The organism is Streptomyces sp. NPDC058872 (assembly GCF_042743065.1).
Classification (GTDB): domain Bacteria; phylum Actinomycetota; class Actinomycetes; order Streptomycetales; family Streptomycetaceae; genus Streptomyces.
On record NZ_JBHYMK010000018.1, the window covers coordinates 71,940 to 92,166 of the forward strand.

At 70.3% G+C, this 20,227-nt stretch carries 19 protein-coding genes; 8 read left to right on the top strand and 11 right to left on the bottom strand.

What is annotated here, in order from left to right; all coding sequences use genetic code 11:
• Positions 1-33: 33 nt before the first annotated feature.
• From ACFW22_RS14330 to ACFW22_RS14340, 3 genes are all read left to right on the top strand, one after another.
• Positions 34-810, top strand: a complete 777-nt coding sequence (locus ACFW22_RS14330; protein ID WP_386403070.1) for a hypothetical protein — start codon at positions 34-36, stop codon at positions 808-810.
• 116 nt (positions 811-926) lie between these two features.
• Entirely contained in the window at positions 927-2,249 is a 1,323-nt protein-coding gene (locus ACFW22_RS14335; RefSeq protein WP_386403228.1) for a hypothetical protein, read from the top strand.
• Positions 2,250-2,300: 51 nt separating this feature from the next.
• Positions 2,301-2,522, top strand: coding sequence for a zinc ribbon domain-containing protein (locus ACFW22_RS14340; RefSeq protein ID WP_386403073.1), 222 nt, complete (start codon positions 2,301-2,303; stop codon positions 2,520-2,522).
• 7 nt (positions 2,523-2,529) lie between these two features.
• Here ACFW22_RS14340 and ACFW22_RS14345 read toward each other — a convergent pair whose 3' ends face one another.
• Genes ACFW22_RS14345 through ACFW22_RS14355 form a run of 3 tightly spaced genes read right to left on the bottom strand, consistent with a single transcriptional unit; the run spans position 2,530 to position 7,088 of the window.
• Positions 2,530-3,354, bottom strand: coding sequence for an HAD family hydrolase (locus ACFW22_RS14345; protein WP_386403076.1), 825 nt, complete (start codon positions 3,352-3,354; stop codon positions 2,530-2,532).
• Positions 3,351-5,894 carry a phosphoribosyltransferase gene (locus ACFW22_RS14350; protein ID WP_386403079.1) on the bottom strand — a complete coding sequence of 848 codons (2,544 nt, stop codon included), beginning with the start codon at positions 5,892-5,894 and terminating at the stop codon, positions 3,351-3,353. The genes ACFW22_RS14345 and ACFW22_RS14350 overlap by 4 nt, the downstream gene beginning before the upstream one ends.
• An 18-nt stretch (positions 5,895-5,912) precedes the next feature.
• Entirely contained in the window at positions 5,913-7,088 is a 1,176-nt protein-coding gene (locus ACFW22_RS14355) for an HpcH/HpaI aldolase/citrate lyase family protein (protein ID WP_386403081.1), read from the bottom strand.
• A gap of 177 nt (positions 7,089-7,265) precedes the next feature.
• Here ACFW22_RS14355 and ACFW22_RS14360 point away from each other — a divergent pair, with 177 nt between their 5' ends.
• Positions 7,266-8,138: a TerD family protein gene (locus ACFW22_RS14360; protein ID WP_386403231.1), complete on the top strand. Its 873-nt coding sequence runs from the start codon at positions 7,266-7,268 to the stop codon at positions 8,136-8,138.
• A gap of 10 nt (positions 8,139-8,148) precedes the next feature.
• Here ACFW22_RS14360 and ACFW22_RS14365 read toward each other — a convergent pair whose 3' ends face one another.
• From ACFW22_RS14365 to ACFW22_RS14390, 6 genes are all read right to left on the bottom strand, one after another.
• Positions 8,149-8,886: a Tellurium resistance gene (locus ACFW22_RS14365; RefSeq protein WP_386403234.1), complete on the bottom strand. Its 738-nt coding sequence runs from the start codon at positions 8,884-8,886 to the stop codon at positions 8,149-8,151.
• A 101-nt stretch (positions 8,887-8,987) separates the two neighbouring features.
• Positions 8,988-10,136, bottom strand: coding sequence for a DUF475 domain-containing protein (locus ACFW22_RS14370; RefSeq protein ID WP_386403084.1), 1,149 nt, complete (start codon positions 10,134-10,136; stop codon positions 8,988-8,990).
• A gap of 29 nt (positions 10,137-10,165) precedes the next feature.
• Positions 10,166-10,741 carry a TerD family protein gene (locus ACFW22_RS14375; protein WP_384885452.1) on the bottom strand — a complete coding sequence of 192 codons (576 nt, stop codon included), beginning with the start codon at positions 10,739-10,741 and terminating at the stop codon, positions 10,166-10,168.
• 82 nt (positions 10,742-10,823) lie between these two features.
• Positions 10,824-11,399, bottom strand: a complete 576-nt coding sequence (locus ACFW22_RS14380; protein ID WP_384885889.1) for a TerD family protein — start codon at positions 11,397-11,399, stop codon at positions 10,824-10,826.
• 138 nt (positions 11,400-11,537) lie between these two features.
• The gene (locus tag ACFW22_RS14385) at positions 11,538-11,996 is read right to left on the bottom strand and encodes a peroxiredoxin (RefSeq protein ID WP_386403089.1); all 459 of its coding nucleotides are present in this window, start codon (positions 11,994-11,996) and stop codon (positions 11,538-11,540) included.
• A 119-nt stretch (positions 11,997-12,115) separates the two neighbouring features.
• Positions 12,116-12,538, bottom strand: coding sequence for a DUF3052 domain-containing protein (locus ACFW22_RS14390; protein WP_386403092.1), 423 nt, complete (start codon positions 12,536-12,538; stop codon positions 12,116-12,118).
• A gap of 428 nt (positions 12,539-12,966) precedes the next feature.
• Between ACFW22_RS14390 and aceE the strand changes: the two genes are divergently transcribed.
• Together aceE and ACFW22_RS14400 are read left to right on the top strand one after the other, a co-directional pair.
• Positions 12,967-15,699: a pyruvate dehydrogenase (acetyl-transferring), homodimeric type gene (aceE, locus tag ACFW22_RS14395; protein ID WP_386403095.1), complete on the top strand. Its 2,733-nt coding sequence runs from the start codon at positions 12,967-12,969 to the stop codon at positions 15,697-15,699.
• Between the two features lie 80 nt (positions 15,700-15,779).
• On the top strand, positions 15,780-16,559 hold the full coding sequence (locus ACFW22_RS14400; protein WP_386403098.1) for a potassium channel family protein: 780 nt from the start codon (positions 15,780-15,782) through the stop codon (positions 16,557-16,559).
• Here ACFW22_RS14400 and ACFW22_RS14405 read toward each other — a convergent pair.
• Both ACFW22_RS14405 and ACFW22_RS14410 read right to left on the bottom strand, forming a co-directional pair.
• Positions 16,540-16,998: a peptidase inhibitor family I36 protein gene (locus ACFW22_RS14405; protein WP_386403237.1), complete on the bottom strand. Its 459-nt coding sequence runs from the start codon at positions 16,996-16,998 to the stop codon at positions 16,540-16,542. The genes ACFW22_RS14400 and ACFW22_RS14405 overlap by 20 nt on opposite strands.
• 164 nt (positions 16,999-17,162) lie before the next feature.
• Positions 17,163-18,788 (bottom strand): MFS transporter, encoded by a 1,626-nt coding sequence (locus ACFW22_RS14410; protein ID WP_386403101.1) that lies wholly within the window; start codon positions 18,786-18,788, stop codon positions 17,163-17,165.
• Between the two features lie 118 nt (positions 18,789-18,906).
• Between ACFW22_RS14410 and ACFW22_RS14415 the strand changes: the two genes are divergently transcribed.
• Positions 18,907-19,551, top strand: a complete 645-nt coding sequence (locus ACFW22_RS14415) for a TetR family transcriptional regulator (protein WP_386403104.1) — start codon at positions 18,907-18,909, stop codon at positions 19,549-19,551.
• Between the two features lie 224 nt (positions 19,552-19,775).
• Positions 19,776-20,227: DUF4429 domain-containing protein (locus ACFW22_RS14420; protein ID WP_386403107.1), on the top strand; the 452-nt coding region annotated here is incomplete at its 3' end.

Consider the following 20,227-nt stretch of genomic DNA (forward strand, 5'->3'; position numbering starts at 1 on the left):
ACCGTTGGTGCCGTCCCTGGGGGTTTGATCGTCATGACCGTACGCCGCCGTGCGTTTGTCACACTGCTCGCTTCCGGAATCGCCGTGGTCGCGGTCGCCGGTTGTGGAGGTGCCGATGCGCAGAGGGCTCCGGTGGAGCGGAAGGCGTTCGCGTTCGCCGGTGGGGCGCTCACCATCGACTCGGACGATTCCAAGCTGGTGATCGCGCCCGCCGACATCGACGAGGTGCGGGTGGAGCGGCAGGTCGACGGGTGGGTGTTCATGGGGTCGGGGCCCGAGGCCAGCTGGAAGCTGGTGGACGGGCGGCTCACGCTGCGGGTGGTCTGCGACGCGGTCGCCGCCAGTTGTGCGGCCGTGCACCGGATCCAGGTGCCCCGCAGGGTCACCGTCACCGTCGAGGAGGACAACGGTGGCGTGGTGGCCGAAGGGTTGAGCACGCCGTTGAAGGTGCGGTCCGGCAACGGGAACGTGCGGGTGGTCGGAGCGAGCGCGGACCTCGACCTCGGCAGCGACAACGGGAGCGTCGTGGTCGAGGGCTCCGTCACCGCGCCCCGGGTCACGGCCCGGTCCGGTCCGGTCCGGTCCGGCAACGGTGACGTACGGATCACCCTCGGGGCCGTTCCCCGCGCGGTCGACGTCGTCACCGACAACGGCGACGTCACGGTGGGCTTGCCCACGGCCGTGTACGAGGTGTCCGGCAGCAGCGGCAACGGTCGCGTCCGTCTCGGCGTGCCCCGCGGCGACGGCAGCGGGCGCTCCGTGAACCTGCGGAGCAACAACGGCGACGTCACCGCCCGGACGGTGAACTGACCGGCCCGTGTGTTCGTCCTCACCGGGTGGGAGAATGAACCGGACCGGGCACGACGGACACAGCACGGGAGAGGTACGTGGCGGCGAGCGACGCAAGGGGCAGTGCGACGCCCAGGATTTCCTCCACGTTCCGGCTGGCGTGGGCGCTGCCGCTCCTGGTGGGTGCGCTGTTGCCGCAGTCCTTCGCGGGCGGCGGCACCCGGCGCTGGTTCGGCGGGCGCGGTGAGGGACAGCGGGCCGAGGCGCAGGCCGCCAAGGACGCCGCCGCTGCCGCCTTCTACGAGTTGGACACCGCGCAGCGCGGCTTGCGCATCTCCATCGAGACGATCACTGCCGTGGACGGTTCGCCCGAGGCCCGTCGTGCCGTCGAGGGCTTCGAGGCCCTCGGGAGGCGGATCGACGAGGTCAGCCACGCATACATCTCCGCCGTCGACGCCCACGACCTCGACCGGGACGAGCTGGACGCGGCCACGGCCGGTCGGGCCCGCTCCGAGCTGACCCGGGCCAAGGAGGAGCTGGACCGGGTCAAGGGCGAGTTGGACCGGTTCGAGGAGGGGCTCGGGCCGCTCCTCGGGCGGGCCGAGACGCAGCTCGCCCGGCTCGCGCCGGCCGTGGAGCGGGCCCGTCAGGCACTGCGGGGTGCGAGCGGCGCCCTCGATGCGGTGCGGGAGGGCGGGCTGCGCGCCGATGACCTCGCCCTGCGCCTCGCCCAGCTGGGGCCCGAGTTGACCCGGCTCAACGAGGGGGCGGGGCAGCACGGTGTGGCCGAGACCCTGCAGCGGGCCGATCGGGTGCTGCGGGCCGCCGAGGCGGTGCGGGCCGAGGCCGAGCGGCTGCCCGAGCGGGCCGCCGAGATCGACCGGCGCCTGGTTTCGCTGCGTACCCGTACCGAGGCGCTGACCACCCGGACGGGGGGCGTCGAGCCCGTCCTGTCCGAGCTGCGGCGGCGTTTCTCGGCGGCTTGTTGGCAGGACCTCCAGCAGGTTCCCGAGCAGGCCGCCGCGTCCCTTCGGCAGGCCGGGGAGCGGTTGGCGGAGGCCGGGCAGGCGCGGGCCGAGCAGCGCTGGCCCGATGCGACGTCGCTGCTCGCCACGGTCCGTGCGCTGCTGGACTCGACCGACGAGGCCGTCTCGGCCGCCGGGGAGCGGTTGCGCCGTCTGGACGCCGTCGCGAAGGATCCGAAGGCGGAGATCGACCGCACCCGGTTCGCGGTGCGGGACGCCCAGCGGCTCGCGATGGCGGGGCGGAACACTCCCGATCCGCGCCATGCCCGGCCCCTTGACGACGCCGTCGCCCGGATCGACCGGGCGGTGGAGGGGCTGGAGGGGCGCCATCCCGACTATTGGCACTTCTTGGGCGAGCTGGAGGCGGTGCGTGCCACGGTCTCGCGGGTCGTCGGCCAGATCCGGGAGGAACGGGGCTCCGGTCCGGGGCACTGAGGACGGGGCCGGGCCCTGCTGTCGGAGGGCCCGCGCCGCTAGCCTGGTGGCATGCCTCGTTACGAATACCGCTGCCGCACCTGCGGCGACACCTTCGAGCTCAGCCGTCCCATGGCCGAGTCCTCCGCTCCGGCCGACTGCCCGGCCGGTCACGACGACACCGTGAAGTTGCTGTCGGCCGTGGCCGTCGGCGGAAGCACCGCCGCGCCCGCGCGGAGCGCGGGTGGCGGCGGTGGTGGTGGCGGTTGTTGCGGTGGGGGTTGTTGCGGCTGAGCCCGGTTCAGGCGGCGGCTGCGGCCCGGAAGCGGCGGAGGATCTCCTCCCCCGCCGCCACTCCGCGTTCGGCGAGGACGTCGAGGTGGGGTGCGGTCCAGTCGCTGTCGGCGAGCTCCCCGTGGCCCGGGCGCCAGGCCCGGTCGGCGGCGAGCAGGAGATCGGCGTCGAGGAGGGAGTCGCCGGCTGCCAGGGTGAGGGTGGCGCCGGTTCGGCGGGCGACTTCGCGGACGGCCGCGCTCTTGGTGAGCGGCTTCGGAACGGCGTAGACCTTGCGGCCCTGGAGGGAGACCGTCCAGCCGCGGTCGCCCGCCCAGCCGTCGAAGCGGTCCAGCCAGTCGCCGGGAAGTCGTTCCCGCTCGACGACGAGATAGGCGAACAGGTCCTCGGCCACCCGGTGCTTGCGCACCCAGGAGAGGTCCGTGGTGGCGGTCAGGTAGGCGCGGATCTCGGAGAGCGGGGCGCATGCGTCGGCGATCCTGCGCAGGACGGTGGCGTGCCAGTCCTGGTCGGGGACGCCGTCGACGAGGATGTGTCCGCCGTTGGCGCAGATCGCGTACGCCGGTGCGGTGCCCGGGAGTTGGATGCGCTGGTACTGCTTGCGGGTGCGCGTCGTGGTGGGGACGAAGACGGTCTCGTCGGTGAGTCGCGCGAGGAGGTCCGCCGCCTGCTCGGTCATGTAGGAGAGCGGTTTGGACTCGTGCACCTCGACGCAGAGCAGTCGGGGCGCCTGGGTGTCGGGCATGCCGAGGGCGAGGGCCGCGGACGAGTAGATGAGGGTGCGGTCGAGGTCGCTCGCGACCAGGGTCCGGGCGTGCGTGGGGGTGCTCACTGGGACGCCACCGCCTTCCCGTCGGCGCCCGTCGCGCCCTTCGTGTACTGGGGGTGGATGAGTCCCACGCAGCTGTAGGGGAGGTGGTCGACCTCTTCGACGGGTACGCCGCGTTGTTCGGCGAGCAGGCGGACGTGTGCGAGGTCGGCGCCGGCGCCCCGCTTGGCGAGGATCTTCCAGGGGACGCGGCGCAGCAGGACGCGGGTGGTCTCGCCGACGCCCGGCTTGACCAGGTTGACGTCGTGGATGCCGTACTCCTCGCTGATCCGCTCGACGGCCGCCCAGCCCTCCCAGGTGGGGGTGCGGTCGGTGGCCAGGAGTTCTTTGACGTCCGTGTCGACGGCCGCGGCGACCTCGTCGAAGCGGTCGGCGACGGCGTCGAGGAAGGCCCGGGAGACATCGGCTCCGGCGAGCTCGCGGTAGAACTTGGCGCCGTGGAAGTCGTTCGGTCCGACGAGGTCGGAGCGGAGGACGGTGCGCGATATCAGTCCGGAGACGGTGGAGTTGAGGCAGGCGGAGGGGATGAGGAAGTCCTCGCGGGTGCCGTAGGTGCGGACGCAGGAGCCGGGGTCGGCGAGGACCGCGATCTCCGGGTCGAAGCCCGCGAACCCGCCGATCGCTTCGGCGAGTTCGCGGGTGATGGCGCCCTTGCCGGTCCAGCCGTCGACGAAGACGACGTCGGTGGGGTCGTGGTGGGCGGCGAGCCAGCGCAGCGCGTTGGCGTCGATGCCGCGACCGCGGACGATGGAGACGGCGTAGTGCGGGAGGTCGAGGCCGTGCCGGGCCTGCGCCCAGCGGCGCATGAGGACGCCGACGGGGGTGCCGGCACGGGCGAGGGAGACGAGCACGGGCCGGGGGGAGCGTTCGGCGAGGACGGTTTCGGTGACGGTGCCGACGGCGCGCGCCATCCGTGTGGCGGAGCTTTCCAGGGCTGTGCGGAAGAGCTCCTGGTAGCGGGCGCTGGGCTGGTACTCGACGGGGAGCGATTCGGCGTAGTGGGCGCCGCCGCTCTGGATGGCCTCCTCGCGTTCCTCGGTGGGGGCTTCGAGTTCGACGTCCGAGAGGTCCTGGAGCAGCCAGCCGACCTCTTCGGGGGCGTACGAGGAGAAGGCGGGGCCGCGGAGGGGCTCGGGCAGCATGGAGCTCCTTTCGGGAGCTTCGGGAGCTTCGGGGGTGTCGGGCGCCTCGGGCGCTCCGGTGCCCCGGGGCACGTACGAGGGGACGACGGCGAGCACGACGTGCGGAACGTGCGCGGCGAGTCGGGCCAGCAGGCCGTCCGCCGCGTGGAGGAACGGGGTGTCGGCGGCGGAGTCGACGACGAGCACGACGGCGTCGAAGCCGGCGCCCGCCACGTTGTAGGCGTAGCGCTCGCCGGGGCCGTCCGCGGGGTCGTCGTGGGCGGGGAAGACGATCCGGGTGCGGATCGCGTAGCCGGGGTCGTCCACGGCGAGGACGGGCGAGCGGGTGGTGGTGGAGTAGCGGACGTCGTGGCCGGCGTCCTCCAGGGCGGTGCCGAGGCGCAGCGGCGCGTACATCAGTTCCTCGCAGCCGAGGACGAGGACGCGGGGCCGGGGGCCTGCGGGGCGTGCCGCCGGCGGGAGGGCCAGGGCGATCGTGTCCGCCATGGCGGGCAGGGCCGTCTCCAGGCGTTCCCGGTGCTCGGTCGTGAAGCCGTGCCGGCCGCCGTCGGGCAGCCCCCCGGGCCATCCGAGCTCCACCCGCACGTGCGGCCCCCGGGACGCCGGTGGGAGGGGCTCGGGGGGCGGTGCTGCGGGAAGGCCCGGGACGTCCCCGGCGGGGCCGGTCTCCGGTGCTCGTGCGGGGGCGTGGGTCCCGGGTGCGCCTTCGTGTTCCGCCACCAGGGCCTGGCCCTTCTCCAGGACGCCGTCCGGGAGGCGGACCGTGCCGGCCGCACCGGCGATCAGGTCGATGCGGGCGCCGATCTCGGTCGCGAAGGCGTCCAGGCGGTCGTGGTCGGCGGCGGACCGCATGTCGACGAGGGCCACGACGACGTACCGCTCCCGCGGGTGGTCCCCGTGCAGGGCGCGGATGGTGTTGAGGACGGTGTTGCCGGTGGAGAACTCGTCGTCGACGAGGACCAGCGGCCCGTTGCCCGCGAGGAGCTCCGGGTCCTCGGGGAGCAGCAGGTGGGAGGTGGCGTGGGAGTGGGACTCCTCGAAGCCGCCCGCGCGGACGGCGCCGGCCACCGGTCGCCGGGTGGAGTGGAGGTAGGGGGCGGGGCCGAGGCCGTCGGCGACGGCGTGTCCCAGGGCGGTGGCGGTCTCCGCGTAGCCGAGGACGACGGACCGGGCGGCCTCCTCGTCGCCGAGGAGTTCGCGGACGCGCCGGCCGAGGTCGAGGCCGGAGCCGTACACGACGGAGGGGCGCTGCGGCACGTGCTTGCCGAGCACGCTGGAGACCAGCAGGTGCGCGCGTTTGGGGTTGCGGCGCAGTGCGAGGCCCAACAGGGCCGGTAGCGCCTCGTCGCCGATCAGTTCGACGCCCAGTCGCTCCGCGACCCACGTTCCGGTCCACACCACGTCGTCGATGTCCCTTCGTCAGCCGGCGAGCCCGGCGGTGAGCAGATCCACGAAGCCGACGTCCTCCCTGGCGACGCCGAAGGCCTCGGCGCGCAGGAGGGTGCGCTCGGCCCACGCGCGATGCGGCTTCACCTCGTTCATCTTGTTCGTATACGCGGAGCGAAGCACTCCGCCCCCGTCCCGTTCGGGTCGGAGGATGTCCTGGGCGTCGCTCCACTCCTCGTGGCTGACGACGGAGAGGGCGTGCACCGGCACCACGTGGGTGGGGTGGATGCAGGTCTTGCCGAGGAGGCCGTTGGCCCGGTCGAGTTCGATCTCGCGGAGCAGTCCGTCGAGGTCGTGCTCGATGAGGGCGGTGCGGAGGTCTTCGGCGCTGCCCTCCAGGAAGGGGCTGCGGCGCAGCTGGGGCTTGAACATGCGCTCGCCGGGGCGGAAGTACTCCCAGACGGGTCCGGTGACGGTGAAGCCGGTGCCGTCGGAACGACCGAGGACGTTGACGACGTCGGCGATCACGCTCGCGACGATCTTGACGTCATAGGCCGTCATGTCGGGCGAGCGGCGGAGCCCGTAGGCGGAGCAGAAGTCGGTGACGCCGAGGCGGAGGGCGAGGACGCGGTCGCGGTACTTGTTGGTGATCGAAGCGATCCCGGCGAGGGTCTCGGCCCGGGTCTCCAGGTGGAGGAGCTCGGGGGACTCGAGGACGGGCATGGCGAAGAGGGGCCTGCCGCTCGTCTGCTCGGCCTGGGTGAGCGCTTCGAGGAAGGGGCGTCCACGGTGCTCGGTGAACTTGGGAAGTACGAATCCGGACAGCAGCCCGATCGAGTCGCCGAGGCGGTCGACGAGGTCGGTGATCTGGTGCGGTTCCCGGACCCGGATGAAGAGCAGGGGCAGCGGGGTGGCGTCGGCCGCGGCTCCGGCCGCGAGGTCGGCGAAGTGCCGGACGAGGTTGGCCTCGCCCGTCTCGACCTCGGCATCGCTGATGGAATCCTCCAGGCAGAGGACCATGGAGACCACTCCGCGCCGGGCTTGTTTGCGGACGGCGTCGGCGAGCTGGGGCCGGGTGGCCGGGCTGTAGAGGGTGGCCCCCAGGGCCACGGCAAGCGTACGGGCGGGCGAGTCGGCCGTGAACTCGGCCGGCTCGCGGTGGAACAGTCCTGCCCGCACAGCGGGCGGGAGGTGCCCGAAATGACGCATGTAAAGCCCCCGTCTGCCTCTCCAGGCCCTGATGAGATGTGGCCGGTAATAGTACGTAGGTGCGGGTGTCCGTAGTTCCCTCCATGCATGACATTCAGGTAACTCGTCAGCATCCGTCTCCCCTTCCCACCTTCGATGGTGCCCCCGCGTTGTCCGCGGGTCGGGCGGGAGGGCAGGATTGCGGTCATGACGCACGCGATGCTGAAGGGCTCCAACGTCCCTCTCGACACCGCGGCCGTACGGGCCGTGCTCTGCTGGACCCCGGGCCCCGGGGTCCCCGACGTGGATGCCTCGGCCCTCCTCGTCGGGCCTTCCGGGCGTGTGCGGTCCGACGAGGACTTCGTCTTCTACAACCAGCCGCGCCATCCCTCGGGCCTGGTGCGGCACCTGCCGAAGAAGCGGGTCTCCGACGGGCTGACGGACACCCTGGAAGCCGATCTGGCCGCGCTCGACGACTCGGTCGACCGGGTGGTGGTCGCGGCGTCCTCCGACGGCGGCACCTTCCGGTCCGTCTCCGACCTGCGGATCCTGCTGTACGACGCGGCGGCCGGGCCCGAGCAGGAGCCCTTGGCCCTGTTCGACGTGACGGCGGAGACCGGCGAGGAGACAGCGGTGATCTGCGGGGAGCTCTACCGGCGCGGGGACGGCTGGAAGTTCCGCGCCGTGGGTCAGGGCTATCCGACGGGGCTCGTGGGCCTCGCCACGGACTTCGGCGTCTCGGTCGACGAGGACGCCGACGAGGAGGCCGCCTCGAACGCCCCGGGCTCCGACGACGCCTCCGAAGCCCAGGGGCCCGCGGCGGCCGAGGAGCCGCACGCCACCGGTTCCGCCTCCCCCGACCTCGACGCGACCGTGGTCCACCGCCCCGTGCCGCCGCAGCCGGCCGTGCCTCCGATGCCGGACCGGGCGCCCTCGTACGGCTATCCGCAGCGGCCGGAGAGCGCCCCGGCACCGGCGTACGGCTATCCGCAGCCGGTGGCCGCTCCGGAGCAGAACCCGGTGGCGGAGTTCCGGATGCCGCCGATGGGTCCGCAGTTCGTCCGCACGTGACCGCAGGGCGCTACGCCTTGGTCTTGTAGCCGCGCCCCCACTGGAGTCCCCAGCCGTAGAGCCGGTCCAGTTCGGCCTGGAAGCCGTACACGAAGCGCACCTCGCGGCGCACCATCAGCTCGCCCTTCACGGTGTCCATCGAGAAGACCGCGCAGGAGCGGGCCTGCGGGGCGCGCTCGTCGAGTTCGATCTCGATGCGGGGGCCGTTGCTCGGGTAGAGCGTGACCTTGGCGTGGGTGCGGTCGAAGGCGGGCGTCTGGTCGTAGATGTACGCGAAGAACAGCAGCCTCTTGATCTCGTCCTTGTGGTCCAGGTTGACGAAGATCGTCTCTCCCGAGGAGCCGCCGAAGCGGTCGTCCCCGCTCAGCTTCACGTACGGGGCGGTGTTGAGGTCCCCGAAGAAGCCTCCGAGCGGCTGCACGACGCCCTTGCTGCCGTCGGCGAGCTCGTAGAGGCAGCCGAGGTCGAGGTCGACGTTGACCATGCCCTGGGTGTGGGCCTGGACGACCTCGGGCTTGAAGAGCTGGGAGGGGTTGCGCAGCAGTCGCCCGCTCTGGCGGGACCGTCCTTCGATGTCGGAGCTGCGCATCCGCCAGGAGAGGTTCACCCGCAGGTTGCCGCCGGCGGCGTCCTGTTTGGTCAGCGAGACGGACGGCCGCCGTTTCGTCAGGTCGATCGCGTTCGACGCCGCGCTGCCCGAGTCGAACTGCGCCGCCCTCCCCGGAAAAAGGTTGTCCCAGAAGGCCATGCCGCCTTCACCCCCACTGATCGTCATTGCCGTGCGCACGCCTGCGGGGCGGCGGGTGCACCCGCCGCCCCGCAGTGAAGCGTTCCTCGTTGCCGGGGGCGTCACACCCCGGACGGCACCTCGGTCTTGTCGTCCGAGGAACCCGATCCGCCTTCGGCCGCCGCGAGCGCCTTGTTGCGGCGGACGGAGGACCAGAAGGACCAGGCGATCAGGACGACGCCGACGAGGCCGGTGATGACCTCGTTGATCTCGTACTGGATGGTGACCATCAGGATCACGGCCAGGGCGCCGATGGCGTAGTGGGCGCCGTGCTCCAGGTAGACGTAGTCGTCGAGGGTGCCCTGGCGGACCAGGTAGACCGTCAGCGAACGGACGTACATGGCACCGACGCCGAGGCCGAGGGCCATCAGGACGATGTCGTTGGTGATGGCGAAGGCTCCGATGACGCCGTCGAAGGAGAAGGACGCGTCGAGGACCTCCAGGTAGAGGAACATGAAGAAGGCGGCCTTGCCGGCGAGCTGGACCGCGGAAACCTTCTTGCCGCTGCGCCGGGCCTCTTCCTCGACCTCGTGCTCGCGCTCCTCTTCCTCCTCCAGCCGGTTCTCGAAGTAGCCGGAGAGGCCGCCGACGACGAGGTACGTGATGAGGCCGGCGATGCCGGAGATCAGGACCGTCTGCGCCTTGTCGACGTGTGCGCCACCGTGCTGGTGGGCGTGGGTCGCGAAGGTCATCGACGTGATGAGCAGGATGATCAGCGCGATGCAGACCGACAGCATGTCGACCTTGCCGAGCTTGGCGAGCGGACGCTCGATCCAGCGCAGCCACTGGATGTCACGGTCCTCGAAGATGAAGTCGAGGAAGATCATCAAGAGGAACATGCCACCGAAGGCGGCGATCGACGGGTGCGCGTCGGTCACCAGCTCCTGGTACCTGTCCGCATCGTTGAGCGCGAGGTCCACGGCCTCGATCGGGCCGATCTTCGCACTGATGGCGACGATCACGACGGGGAAGACGAGGCGCATGCCGAAGACGGCGATGAGCACGCCGATCGTGAGGAAGATCTTCTGCCAGAAGGCATTCATCTTCTGCAGGATTCCGGCGTTGACCACGGCGTTGTCGAAGGAGAGCGAGATCTCGAGAACGCAGAGGATCGCAACGATCCCGAAGGCCTCCCAGCCTCCGTAGAGCACCGCCGTCGCCAGACCGAGGGCAGTGATCGCGAACGACCAGCCGAAGGTTTTCAGAATCACTGTCTACCCCATCATGAAATTACATGGCTTTACGAAACGTTGACCCCGAAGTCTAGAGCGATGCCCCGCAGGCCGGACGCGTACCCCTGGCCAACGGCACGGAACTTCCATTCGCCGTTGTACCGGTAGAGCTCGCCGAAGATCATTGCGGTCTCCGTGGAAGCGTCCTCGGAGAGGTCGTAGCGGGCGAGTTCCTGCCCGTCCATCTGGTTCACCACGCGGATGAAGGCATTGCTGACCTGGCCGAAGCTCTGCCCGCGGTTATCGGCGTCATGGATGGACACCGGAAAGACGATCTTGTCGCAGTGGGCCGGCACCTTGGTGAGGTCGACGATCAGGGACTCGTCGTCGCCTTCACCCTCGCCGGTGAGGTTGTCGCCGGTGTGTTCGACGGACCCCTCGGGACTGCGGAGCTGGTTGTAGAACACGAAGTACTCGTCCCCGAGCACCCGGCCGGCCTGGCACAGCAGGGCGCTGGCATCGAGGTCGAAGGGGGCTCCGGTGGTGGAGCGCGCATCCCAACCGAGCCCCACGAGGACCTGGGTGAGGTTGGGTGCGGCCTTGGAGAGGGAGACATTGCCTCCCTTGGCGAGCGTGACGCCCATGATCGGGTTCCTCCCCGGTGGTAATGAGGCACGTCCGGCGCCGCACGGGACGTGCGGCGCCGGACGGTTCGAACGGTTCGGCTCAGACGTTGACGCCGAAGTCCTGCGCGATGCCGCGCAGACCCGAGGCGTACCCCTGGCCGACGGCACGGAACTTCCACTCCGCGCCGTGGCGGTACAGCTCGCCGAAGACCATCGCGGTCTCGGTCGAGGCGTCCTCGGAGAGGTCGTACCGCGCGATCTCGGTGCCGCCGGCCTGGTTCACGACGCGGATGAACGCGTTGCGCACCTGGCCGAAGGACTGCTGGCGGTTCTCGGCGTCGTAGATCGAGACCGGGAAGACGATCTTGGCCACGTCGGCCGGGACGCCGGCCAGGTTGACCTTGACCTGCTCGTCGTCGCCCTCGCCCTCGCCGGTGAGGTTGTCGCCGGTGTGCTCGACCGATCCGTCGGCGCTCTTCAGGTTGTTGAAGAAGACGAAGTCCTGGTCGTTGCGGACCTTGCCGGCCTCGCTCACCAGAATGGCGCTGGCGTCGAGGTCGAAGTCCGTACCGGTGGTGGTGCGGACGTCCCAGCCCAGACCGACGGTCACGGCGGTGAGGCCAGGGGCCTCCTTGGTCAGCGAGACGTTGCCGCCCTTGCTGAGGCTGACTCCCACGAGTCCCTCCATAGGTTTCCAGGGGCAGCGCCCCCAGTCGTGCATTGGCATCGGATCAACGTCTGGATCCTAGTGACGGGTTCCCGGTCGAAACAGTCGATTCACCCCGTGAATCGACTGGTGTCGGTCCGGAACCGCTCAAAGGGCGTCGAGGGCGTTGACGTACTGGTCCAGCTCGCGGGCGTCCGACAGGGCGTTCACCACGGTCCAGCGGACGATGCCCTCCTTGTCGATGACGAAGGTCCCGCGGACCGCGCAGCCCTTGTCCTCGTCGAAGACGCCGTAGGCGCGGGACGCCTCGCCGTGCTTCCAGAAGTCGGAGAGCAGCGGGAACTCCAGCTCCTCCTGGTCGGCGAAGACCCGAAGGGTGTGGATGGAGTCGTTGGAGACGGCGAGCAGCTGCGTGTCGTCGTTGACGAAGGTCGGGAGGTTGTCCCGGAGCTCACGGAGCTCACCGGTGCAGACGCCGGTGAAGGCGAACGGGTAGAAGAGCAGCACCACGTTCTTCTCGCCCCGGAAGTCGGAGAGCCGCACGGTCCTGCCGTGGTTGTCCTTGAGCTCGAATTCCGGAGCCTTGGTGCCGACCTCGATCGCCATCGCTCACTCGTCCCTTCCAACGGGGCCCGGGCACGGGGCCGTACTGGTGAAACCCACCCTACGGCCTGCACGCGAAAGCCCCCGCCGGCGGGCGGCGGGGGCTTCTCACCACGTGTCGGTCAGCGCTTGGGGGCGACCAGGCGGGCACCCGCCCAGTCCTTGGCGACGCTGATGCTCTTGGTCTGGGAGAGACCCGCTGTCTGCGCGGCATCGTTGATGTCGGACGGCTCGATGTAGCCGTCACGGCCGGTCTTCGGCGTCAGCAGCCAGATCACGCCGCCGTCCTCCAGGAGACCGATGGAGTCCACCAGTGCGTCGGTGAGGTCCCCGTCCTCGTCACGGAACCAGAGCACGACGGCGTCGGCGACGTCGTCGTAGTCCTCATCCATGAGCTCGGTCCCGATGACGGACTCGATGCCTTCACGGAGATCCTGGTCGACGTCGTCGTCGTAGCCGATCTCCTGGACCACCTGTCCGGGCTCGAACCCCAGCCTCGCTGCCGGGTTGGTCCGCTCCTCCGCGTGGTCCGCGGTCGCGCTCACGGCTTGCCTCCTGCTCATTCGGAAAATGCTGTGGGCCACGCGTGGGCGCGTGGCTCTGGCCGTAGTCCACACGTGCCGGGGTGGATCGCGCAAGTACCCGGCCCTGGAGACCGCCGAAACGGTGACGTTTGGGGCCGTCTCGCCGCAACTTCCGGCATCGTCGCCCCTTCCGCCTCACTCGTGGACAGATGCTTCATCCCGGTTTGCTGACTTCTGCGGTTTCAGTCTGCCGAACGCCCGGACGAAACGCATGCGCGAGTTGGGCGTAAGGTTGCGATTTGACCGCACCGGACACCTGGAAGGCAGGGCGAAGCACCCCCCGGGGGTTACCCCTCGGTAAATGTGACGTCTGGCGTCGGCGGGGTACACGATGGACATCCCGACCAGCCCGTGGCCCCGTGGGCACCACCGAACAGCGAAGGAAGAGCGTGGCTCCCGGATCCGATCGCAACCCGATCATCATTGGCGGCCTTCCCAGCCAGGTCCCGGATTTCGACCCGGAAGAGACCCAGGAATGGCTCGACTCCCTCGACGCGGCCGTGGACGAGCGGGGCCGCGAGCGGGCCCGTTACCTCATGCTCCGCCTGATCGAGCGGGCCCGCGAGAAGCGCGTGGCCGTGCCCGAGATGCGCAGCACGGACTACGTCAACACCATCGCCACCAAGGACGAGCCCTTCTTCCCCGGAAACGAGGAGATCGAGCGCAAGGTCCTCAACGCCACCCGCTGGAACGCGGCCGTGATGGTCTCGCGCGCCCAGCGCCCGGGCATCGGCGTCGGCGGCCACATCGCGACCTTCGCCTCCTCCGCCTCGCTCTACGACGTCGGTTTCAACCACTTCTTCCGTGGCAAGGACGAGGGGGACGGCGGCGACCAGATCTTCTTCCAGGGACACGCCTCCCCCGGCATCTACGCCCGCGCCTTCCTGCTCGACCGGCTGAACGAGACCCAGCTCGACGCCTTCCGCCAGGAGAGGTCGAAGTTCCCGAACGGCCTGTCCTCGTATCCGCACCCGCGGCTGATGCCGGACTTCTGGGAGTTCCCGACCGTCTCCATGGGCCTCGGCCCGCTCGGAGCGATCTACCAGGCCCGGATGAACCGGTACATGGAGGCGCGCGGCATCGCCGACACCTCGAAGTCGCACGTCTGGGCGTTCCTCGGCGACGGCGAGATGGACGAGGTCGAGTCGCTCGGCCAGCTCTCCATCGCCGCCCGCGAGGGACTGGACAACCTCACCTTCGTCGTCAACTGCAACCTCCAGCGGCTCGACGGCCCGGTCCGCGGCAACGGCAAGATCATCCAGGAGCTGGAGTCGATCTTCCGCGGCAACGGCTGGAACGTCATCAAGCTCATCTGGGACCGCTCCTGGGACCCGCTGCTCGCCCAGGACCGCGACGGCATCCTGGTGAACAAGCTGAACACCACCCCGGACGGGCAGTTCCAGACCTACGCCACGGAGACCGGCGGCTACATCCGGGACCACTTCTTCGGAGACGACCACCGGCTGCGGGCCATGGTCGAGAACATGTCGGACCAACAGGTGCTGCACCTGGGCCGTGGCGGCCACGACCACAAGAAGATCTACGCGGCCTACGCGGCGGCGAAGGCCCATGCCGGCCAGCCGACCGTGATCCTCGCGCAGACCGTCAAGGGCTGGACGCTGGGTCCGAACTTCGAGGGCCGCAACGCGACCCACCAGATGAAGAAGCTGACGGTCGACGACCTCAAGCGCTTCCGCGACCGGCTGCACATCCCGGTGACGGACCGGCAGCTGGAGGACGGCCTGCCGCCGTACTACCACCCGGGCCGGAACTCCGAAGAGATCCAGTACATGCACGACCGCCGCAAGGCGCTGGGCGGGTACGTCCCCACCCGCGTCGTGCGGGCGAAGCCGCTGGCCCTCCCCGACGACAAGACCTATGCGGCGGCCAAGAAGGGCTCGGGGCAGCAGTCGATCGCCACCACGATGGCCTTCGTCCGCATCCTGAAGGACCTCATGCGGGACAAGGAGATCGGCAAGCGCTTCGTGCTGATCGCCCCCGACGAGTACCGCACCTTCGGCATGGACGCCTTCTTCCCGAGCGCCAAGATCTACAACCCGCTGGGCCAGCAGTACGAGGCGGTGGACCGCGAACTCCTCCTCGCCTACAAGGAGTCGCCGACCGGCCAGATGCTGCACGACGGCATCTCCGAGGCCGGCTGCACGGCCTCGCTGATCGCGGCGGGCTCCGCCTACGCCACGCACGGCGAACCGCTGATCCCGGTGTACGTCTTCTACTCGATGTTCGGTTTCCAGCGGACCGGCGACCAGTTCTGGCAGATGGCCGACCAACTGGCACGCGGCTTCGTGCTCGGTGCGACGGCCGGTCGGACGACCCTGACGGGTGAGGGCCTCCAGCACGCCGACGGCCACTCCCACCTGCTGGCCTCGACCAACCCGGCCTGCATCTCCTACGACCCGGCGTTCGGCTTCGAGATCGCGCACATCGTCAAGGACGGCCTGCGCCGCATGTACGGTCCCGAGGCCGAGGACGTCTTCTACTACCTGAGCGTCTACAACGAGCCGATCCAGCACCCGGCAGAGCCCGAGGACGTGGACGTGGACGGCATCCTCCAGGGCATCCACCGTCTGAAGGCGGGCGAGGCCGGCGCGATCCCGGCACAGATCATGGCCTCCGGCGTCGCGGTCCCCTGGGCGATCGAAGCACAGCGCATCCTCGCCGAGGAGTGGAACGTCCGGGCCGACGTGTGGTCCGCGACCTCCTGGACCGAGCTGCGCCGGGAGGCCGTGGCCGTCGAGGAGCACAACCTGCTCCACCCGGACGAAGAGCAGCGCGTCCCCTACGTGACGCGCAAGCTCCAGGGCGCCGGGGGACCCTTCGTCGCGGTCTCGGACTGGATGCGCGCGGTGCCGGACCAGATCGCACGCTGGGTGCCCGGCCCGTACACCTCGCTGGGCGCGGACGGCTTCGGCTTCGCGGACACCCGGGGTGCGGCCCGCCGCTACTTCCACATCGACGCGCAGTCGATCGTGCTCGCGGTGCTGACCGAGCTCGCCCGCACGGGCAAGGTCGAGCGGTCGGCCCTGAAGCAGGCCGTGGACCGCTACCAGTTGCTCGACGTGACGGCCGCCGACCCGGGCGCCGCGGGCGGCGACGCCTGATCGAGACCTTCCGGTCGACCTGATTTCAGCTGGTGAAGGGCGGTGGGACCCGATTCCGCCGCCCTTCGCCATTACCTACCATGCCAGGCATGCCCGTGATGAAGTCCCGCTGGGAAGAGCGCACCCAAACGCCGCTCCTGGTGCTCGCGATCGCCTTCGGCGCCGCCTATGCGGTGCCGATCGTGACGCCCGGCGCCGAGCCGTGGGTGCACCAGATCTGCACCTACGTCGAGTGGATCGTCTGGGCTGCCTTCGCCTTCGACTACCTCGCCCGTCTCTGGCTCGCCCCGGACCGCTGGTCCTTCGTACGCAGCCATCTGCTGGACCTGCTCGCGGTGATACTGCCGATGATGCAGCCGCTGCGGCTGCTGCGACTCGTCGCCACGCTCCTCCTCGTGGGCCGGCGGGCCAGAATGGCCCCGCAGATAACGCTCACCACCTATGTGGCGGGCTCGGTGGCCGGACTGATGATGTTCGGCTCGTTGGCCGTGCTGCACGTCGAGCGGGACGCCCCGGACGGCAACATCAAGACGCTCGGCGACGCGGTCTGGTGGTCCTTCACCACGATGACCACGGTCGGTTACGGAGACCTCGCCCCGACCACGGGGCTCGGCCGGGTCCTCGCGGTGGGCCTGATGCTCTCGGGCATCGCGCTGCTCGGTGTCGTCACGGCCAACATCGCAGCGTGGTTCATCTCCCGCTTCGAGCGCGACGACGTGATGGAACGCCGGCAGATCGAGCTCCTGGAGTCGCTCACCCTGGAGGTCCGCGAGCTCCGTGCGGAGGTGGCGCGCCTCTCGACCCCGCCGGAGCAACGGGAGCACCACGAGGTGCCCTCGCCTAGCGCTCCCAAATCTTGAAGGCCCTGACCTCATAGGCCTCCCGCGGCACCCACGTCCCCCGTCCCGGATAGGTCTCGAACTCTCCCGTCTCCCCGCACTCGGCCGACTGGTACGTGGTGACCGGCCGCCCGGTGCGGTTCGCGAGGGACTGGGCCGAGGTGCCCGGCGGCAGGGCGATGCAGCTCTCGATGTCGGTGCCGGCCAGTTCGTACGTCCAGGGCCTGCCCTTGAAGTCGGGCTTGGGCCAGAGGCAGAGCCGACCGGGGCCGCACGCCCCGAGGGCCGTGCCCGACCGGGGGGCGGTCCGGGGTGCTGCGACCGGTGGGGGCACCGCCGCCGTCCGGGCGGACGGGGCCGTGACCGGGCTCGCCACCGCCGGCGCGGCCGGGGCCGCCAGCAGGGCGGCAAGGAGGGCGGCCGTGAGGGCCGTGCCCAGGGGAATGGTCTTCTTCTGCATGTCGAGGAACCCCCGTTTCGTCACTCTCTGTAATGAAGAGCATGGCGGAGGCGAACCCGGCGACGGAAGGGGGGCCGCCCCCGTTCACGCGAACGGGTGACGACCCCCTACGGGAACCCCGAAGGGAACCGGTCGACGGAACCCCCGAGGGGAACCGGTCGACGTCAGATGTGACCGCCGCCCATGCCGCCGGCCTCGGCGTTCTCGCCACGCTTGGTGAGCATGGCGACGAGGGCCGCGACGACCGCGACGACGCCGGCAACGGTGAAGGCGAGGCCCATGCCCTCCAGGAAGGTGTCGTGGATGACGCCGGTGATCTGCTGGAGGAGACCGGGGGTCATGCCCGGCGCCTGGGCCAGCTCGGGCGGAGCCATGCCGAACTCGGCGGCCTGCTCCAGTCGCGGGTCGAAGGGGGCCGGGATGCCGGCCTCCTGCCAGTTGCCCGCGAAGGCATCGGCGACCTTCGAGGACATGACGGCACCGAGCACCGCCGTGCCGAGCGCGCCGCCGACCTGCATGGCCGCCTGCTGCAGGCCACCGGCCACGCCGGAGAGCTCCAGCGGCGCATTGCCGACGATGACCTCGGTGGCGCCGACCATGACCGGGGCGAGGCCCAGACCGAGGAGCGCGAACCAGAGCGACATCGCGAGGGTTCCGGTGTCGGCGGTGAGCGAGATCATGCCGAACATGGCGACGGCCGTGCAGACCATGCCGCCGACGAGCGGCACGCGCGGGCCGAACTTGGTGATCAGGGCGCCGGCCAGCGGCGAGGAGACGATCATCATCGCGGTCAGCGGCAGCAGGTGCAGGCCGCTGTCGACCGGGCTGAGCCCCTGCACGCCCTGGAGGTAGAAGGTCACGAAGAAGAGGCCGCCCATGAAGGCGAAGGCCATCAGCACCATCAGCACCACGCCGGCCGAGAGCGGCAGGGAGCGGAACATCGCCAGCGGGATCAGCGGCTCCTTGGCCTTGGTCTCCCAGAGGGCGAACACCAGGAACAGCAGGAGCGCGCCGAGCAGGCAGCCCCAGGTCATGCCGCTCGACCAGCCCCAGGACTCACCGGCCTTGATGAGGCTCCAGACCAGGGACGCCATGGCACCGGAGAGCAGCAGGATGCCGAGGAGGTCGAAGGAGCGCGGCGCGTTCTCGGCGCGGTGGTCCTTGAGGATGAGCAGGCCGAGGACGAGCGCGACCACGCCCACCGGCACGTTGACGAAGAAGACGGACTGCCAGCTGACGTGCTCGACGAGCAGGCCGCCGACGATCGGGCCGCCGGCCGTGGAGGCGCCGATGACCATGCCCCAGATGCCGATCGCCATGTTGAGCTTCTCGGCGGGGAAGGTGGCGCGCAACAGGCCGAGGGCGGCCGGCATCAGCAGGGCGCCGAAGAGGCCCTGCAGCACGCGGAAGGCGATCACCGCGCCGATGGAGTGGGACAGGCCGATCGCGCCGGAGGCGGCGGCGAAACCGGCGATGCCGATGAGGAAGGTCTGCCGGTGACCGAAGCGGTCGCCGAGCTTGCCGGCGGTGATCAGGGCGACGGCCAGTGCGAGCAGATAGCCGTTGGTGATCCATTGGACCTGGGCGAGGGTGGCGCCGAGGTCGTTCTTGATGGCGGGATTGGCGATGGCGACGATCGTGCCGTCCAGCGCCACCATCATGACGCCCACGGCGACGGCGAACAGCGTCAACCACGGGTGGCCGCGCAGTCCCTTCGCCGGGACCGAGGCGGGTTCCCGGGCACCCCCCTGACCCTGCGGGGCCTTTTCCACGGTGGTCTGACTAGTCATGGGAACGAGGCTAATGACAGTCACTGACAATTGACAAAGCGATTCACGCGACGGTAACTGTCACGTAGCTCACAGGTACGCTGAGTCGGACGAAACGGCTGGAAAGAGGACCTGAGACGTGACCGTTCCCGTGCCCGGACTGCGCGAGCGGAAGAAGCAGCGCACGCGCGACGCACTGATTCGGGTGGCGCTGGAACTCTTCACGACCCAGGGGTACGAGCAGACCACCGTCGACGAGATCGTCGACGCCGTCGAGGTCTCCCAGCGCACCTTCTTCCGCTACTTCTCCTCCAAGGAGGAGGTCGCCTTCGACGTCCAGCAGATGGTGGAGGAGCGCTTCGTCCGGGCCCTCGGGCGGCGCCCCCCGGACGAGGGCCCCTTCGACGCGATGCGCAACGCCGTGCTGTGCGCCTGGGACACCATCGGCGAGGCCATTGAAGAGGTCGTCCCGGTGGAGCTCTACCTGCGCACCTATCAGATGATCGAGTCGACGCCCGCGCTCCTCGCCGTCCATCTGCGCCGGTCGACCGAGATGGAGGAGACCATCGCCCGGATCATCGCCGGGCGCGAGGGCCTCGACGTCGACGAGGACCCGCGCCCCCGGATCGCGGTGGCCGCGTTCAGCGGGGTGATGCGGGTGACCGGGCAGATGTGGGGCCGGGGTGGCGAGCAGAGCCTGGAGTCCATCCGCGCCCTCACCGAGGAGTACCTCGACCACCTCGGACCGGCCCTCGCCCAGCGCTGGCGGGACCGACCGGCATGAGGCCCCGCCCCTGAGGCCCCACGGGGCCCGGGGGCTGCCCGGGTGACCGGCGCGGCCGCGCCCGGAGGTCGTCGGAGCGCACCGCGCCTGGTCCGCGCACGCCCCGACAGTGCCTGTCGCGAAGGAATATCCGGCCCGGAAGGGCACTGACGCGCGTAGATCACGCAATGTCGGGACCTTTCATAGGGGCGACGCACGGGCGCACGCCGCTTACGATGAGCCGTATGGGTGATGTGCTGGCCGGAATTCATGCCACCTGGGAACTCGAGAGCGACGCCCTCGTCATCCGCTTCGAACGGGGGATCCGCACGCCGAGGCTCTTCCAAGCGCTGCGCGAAAGGCGGGTGCCGTACGAGGCGTTGGCGTCGGTGACGCTCATGCCCGGGAGGCGGGGCACCGTCGTGCTGCACGCCGCGCCGAGACCGGGGGCCGATCCGCTGATGGAGGCGGCAGCGGGACAACTCAAGGAGAACAGCGATCCGTACCGCCTGGTGCTGCCGGCGGAGCGCGAGGCGCTGGCCGTGCACTACCGGGACGGGCTGCGGTCGCTCCTCCCGTCGCAGCCGGGGGGGGCGGGGGGGCCCCGCGGGGCCCGGGGCGCCGGGCCCCCGGGGGGCGCGCCCCCCCCCCCCCCCGGCCAAGCGCCCCCCGCGCCCCGGCAGGGGGGGACCCCCCC

Bases quoted from the DNA above. Each gene is read 5' to 3' on its own strand.
- ACFW22_RS14410 (WP_386403101.1), bottom strand. From the start codon at position 18,788: ATGACTAGTCAGACCACCGTGGAAAAGGCCCCGCAGGGTCAGGGGGGT.
- ACFW22_RS14340 (WP_386403073.1), top strand. From the start codon at position 2,301: ATGCCTCGTTACGAATACCGCTGCCGCACCTGCGGCGACACCTTCGAG.
- ACFW22_RS14385 (WP_386403089.1), bottom strand. From the start codon at position 11,996: ATGGCGATCGAGGTCGGCACCAAGGCTCCGGAATTCGAGCTCAAGGAC.
- ACFW22_RS14365 (WP_386403234.1), bottom strand. From the start codon at position 8,886: ATGGCCTTCTGGGACAACCTTTTTCCGGGGAGGGCGGCGCAGTTCGAC.
- ACFW22_RS14375 (WP_384885452.1), bottom strand. From the start codon at position 10,741: ATGGGCGTCACGCTCGCCAAGGGAGGCAATGTCTCCCTCTCCAAGGCC.
- ACFW22_RS14330 (WP_386403070.1), top strand. From the start codon at position 34: ATGACCGTACGCCGCCGTGCGTTTGTCACACTGCTCGCTTCCGGAATC.
- ACFW22_RS14405 (WP_386403237.1), bottom strand. From the start codon at position 16,998: ATGCAGAAGAAGACCATTCCCCTGGGCACGGCCCTCACGGCCGCCCTC.
- ACFW22_RS14355 (WP_386403081.1), bottom strand. From the start codon at position 7,088: ATGCGTCATTTCGGGCACCTCCCGCCCGCTGTGCGGGCAGGACTGTTC.
- ACFW22_RS14400 (WP_386403098.1), top strand. From the start codon at position 15,780: ATGCCAGGCATGCCCGTGATGAAGTCCCGCTGGGAAGAGCGCACCCAA.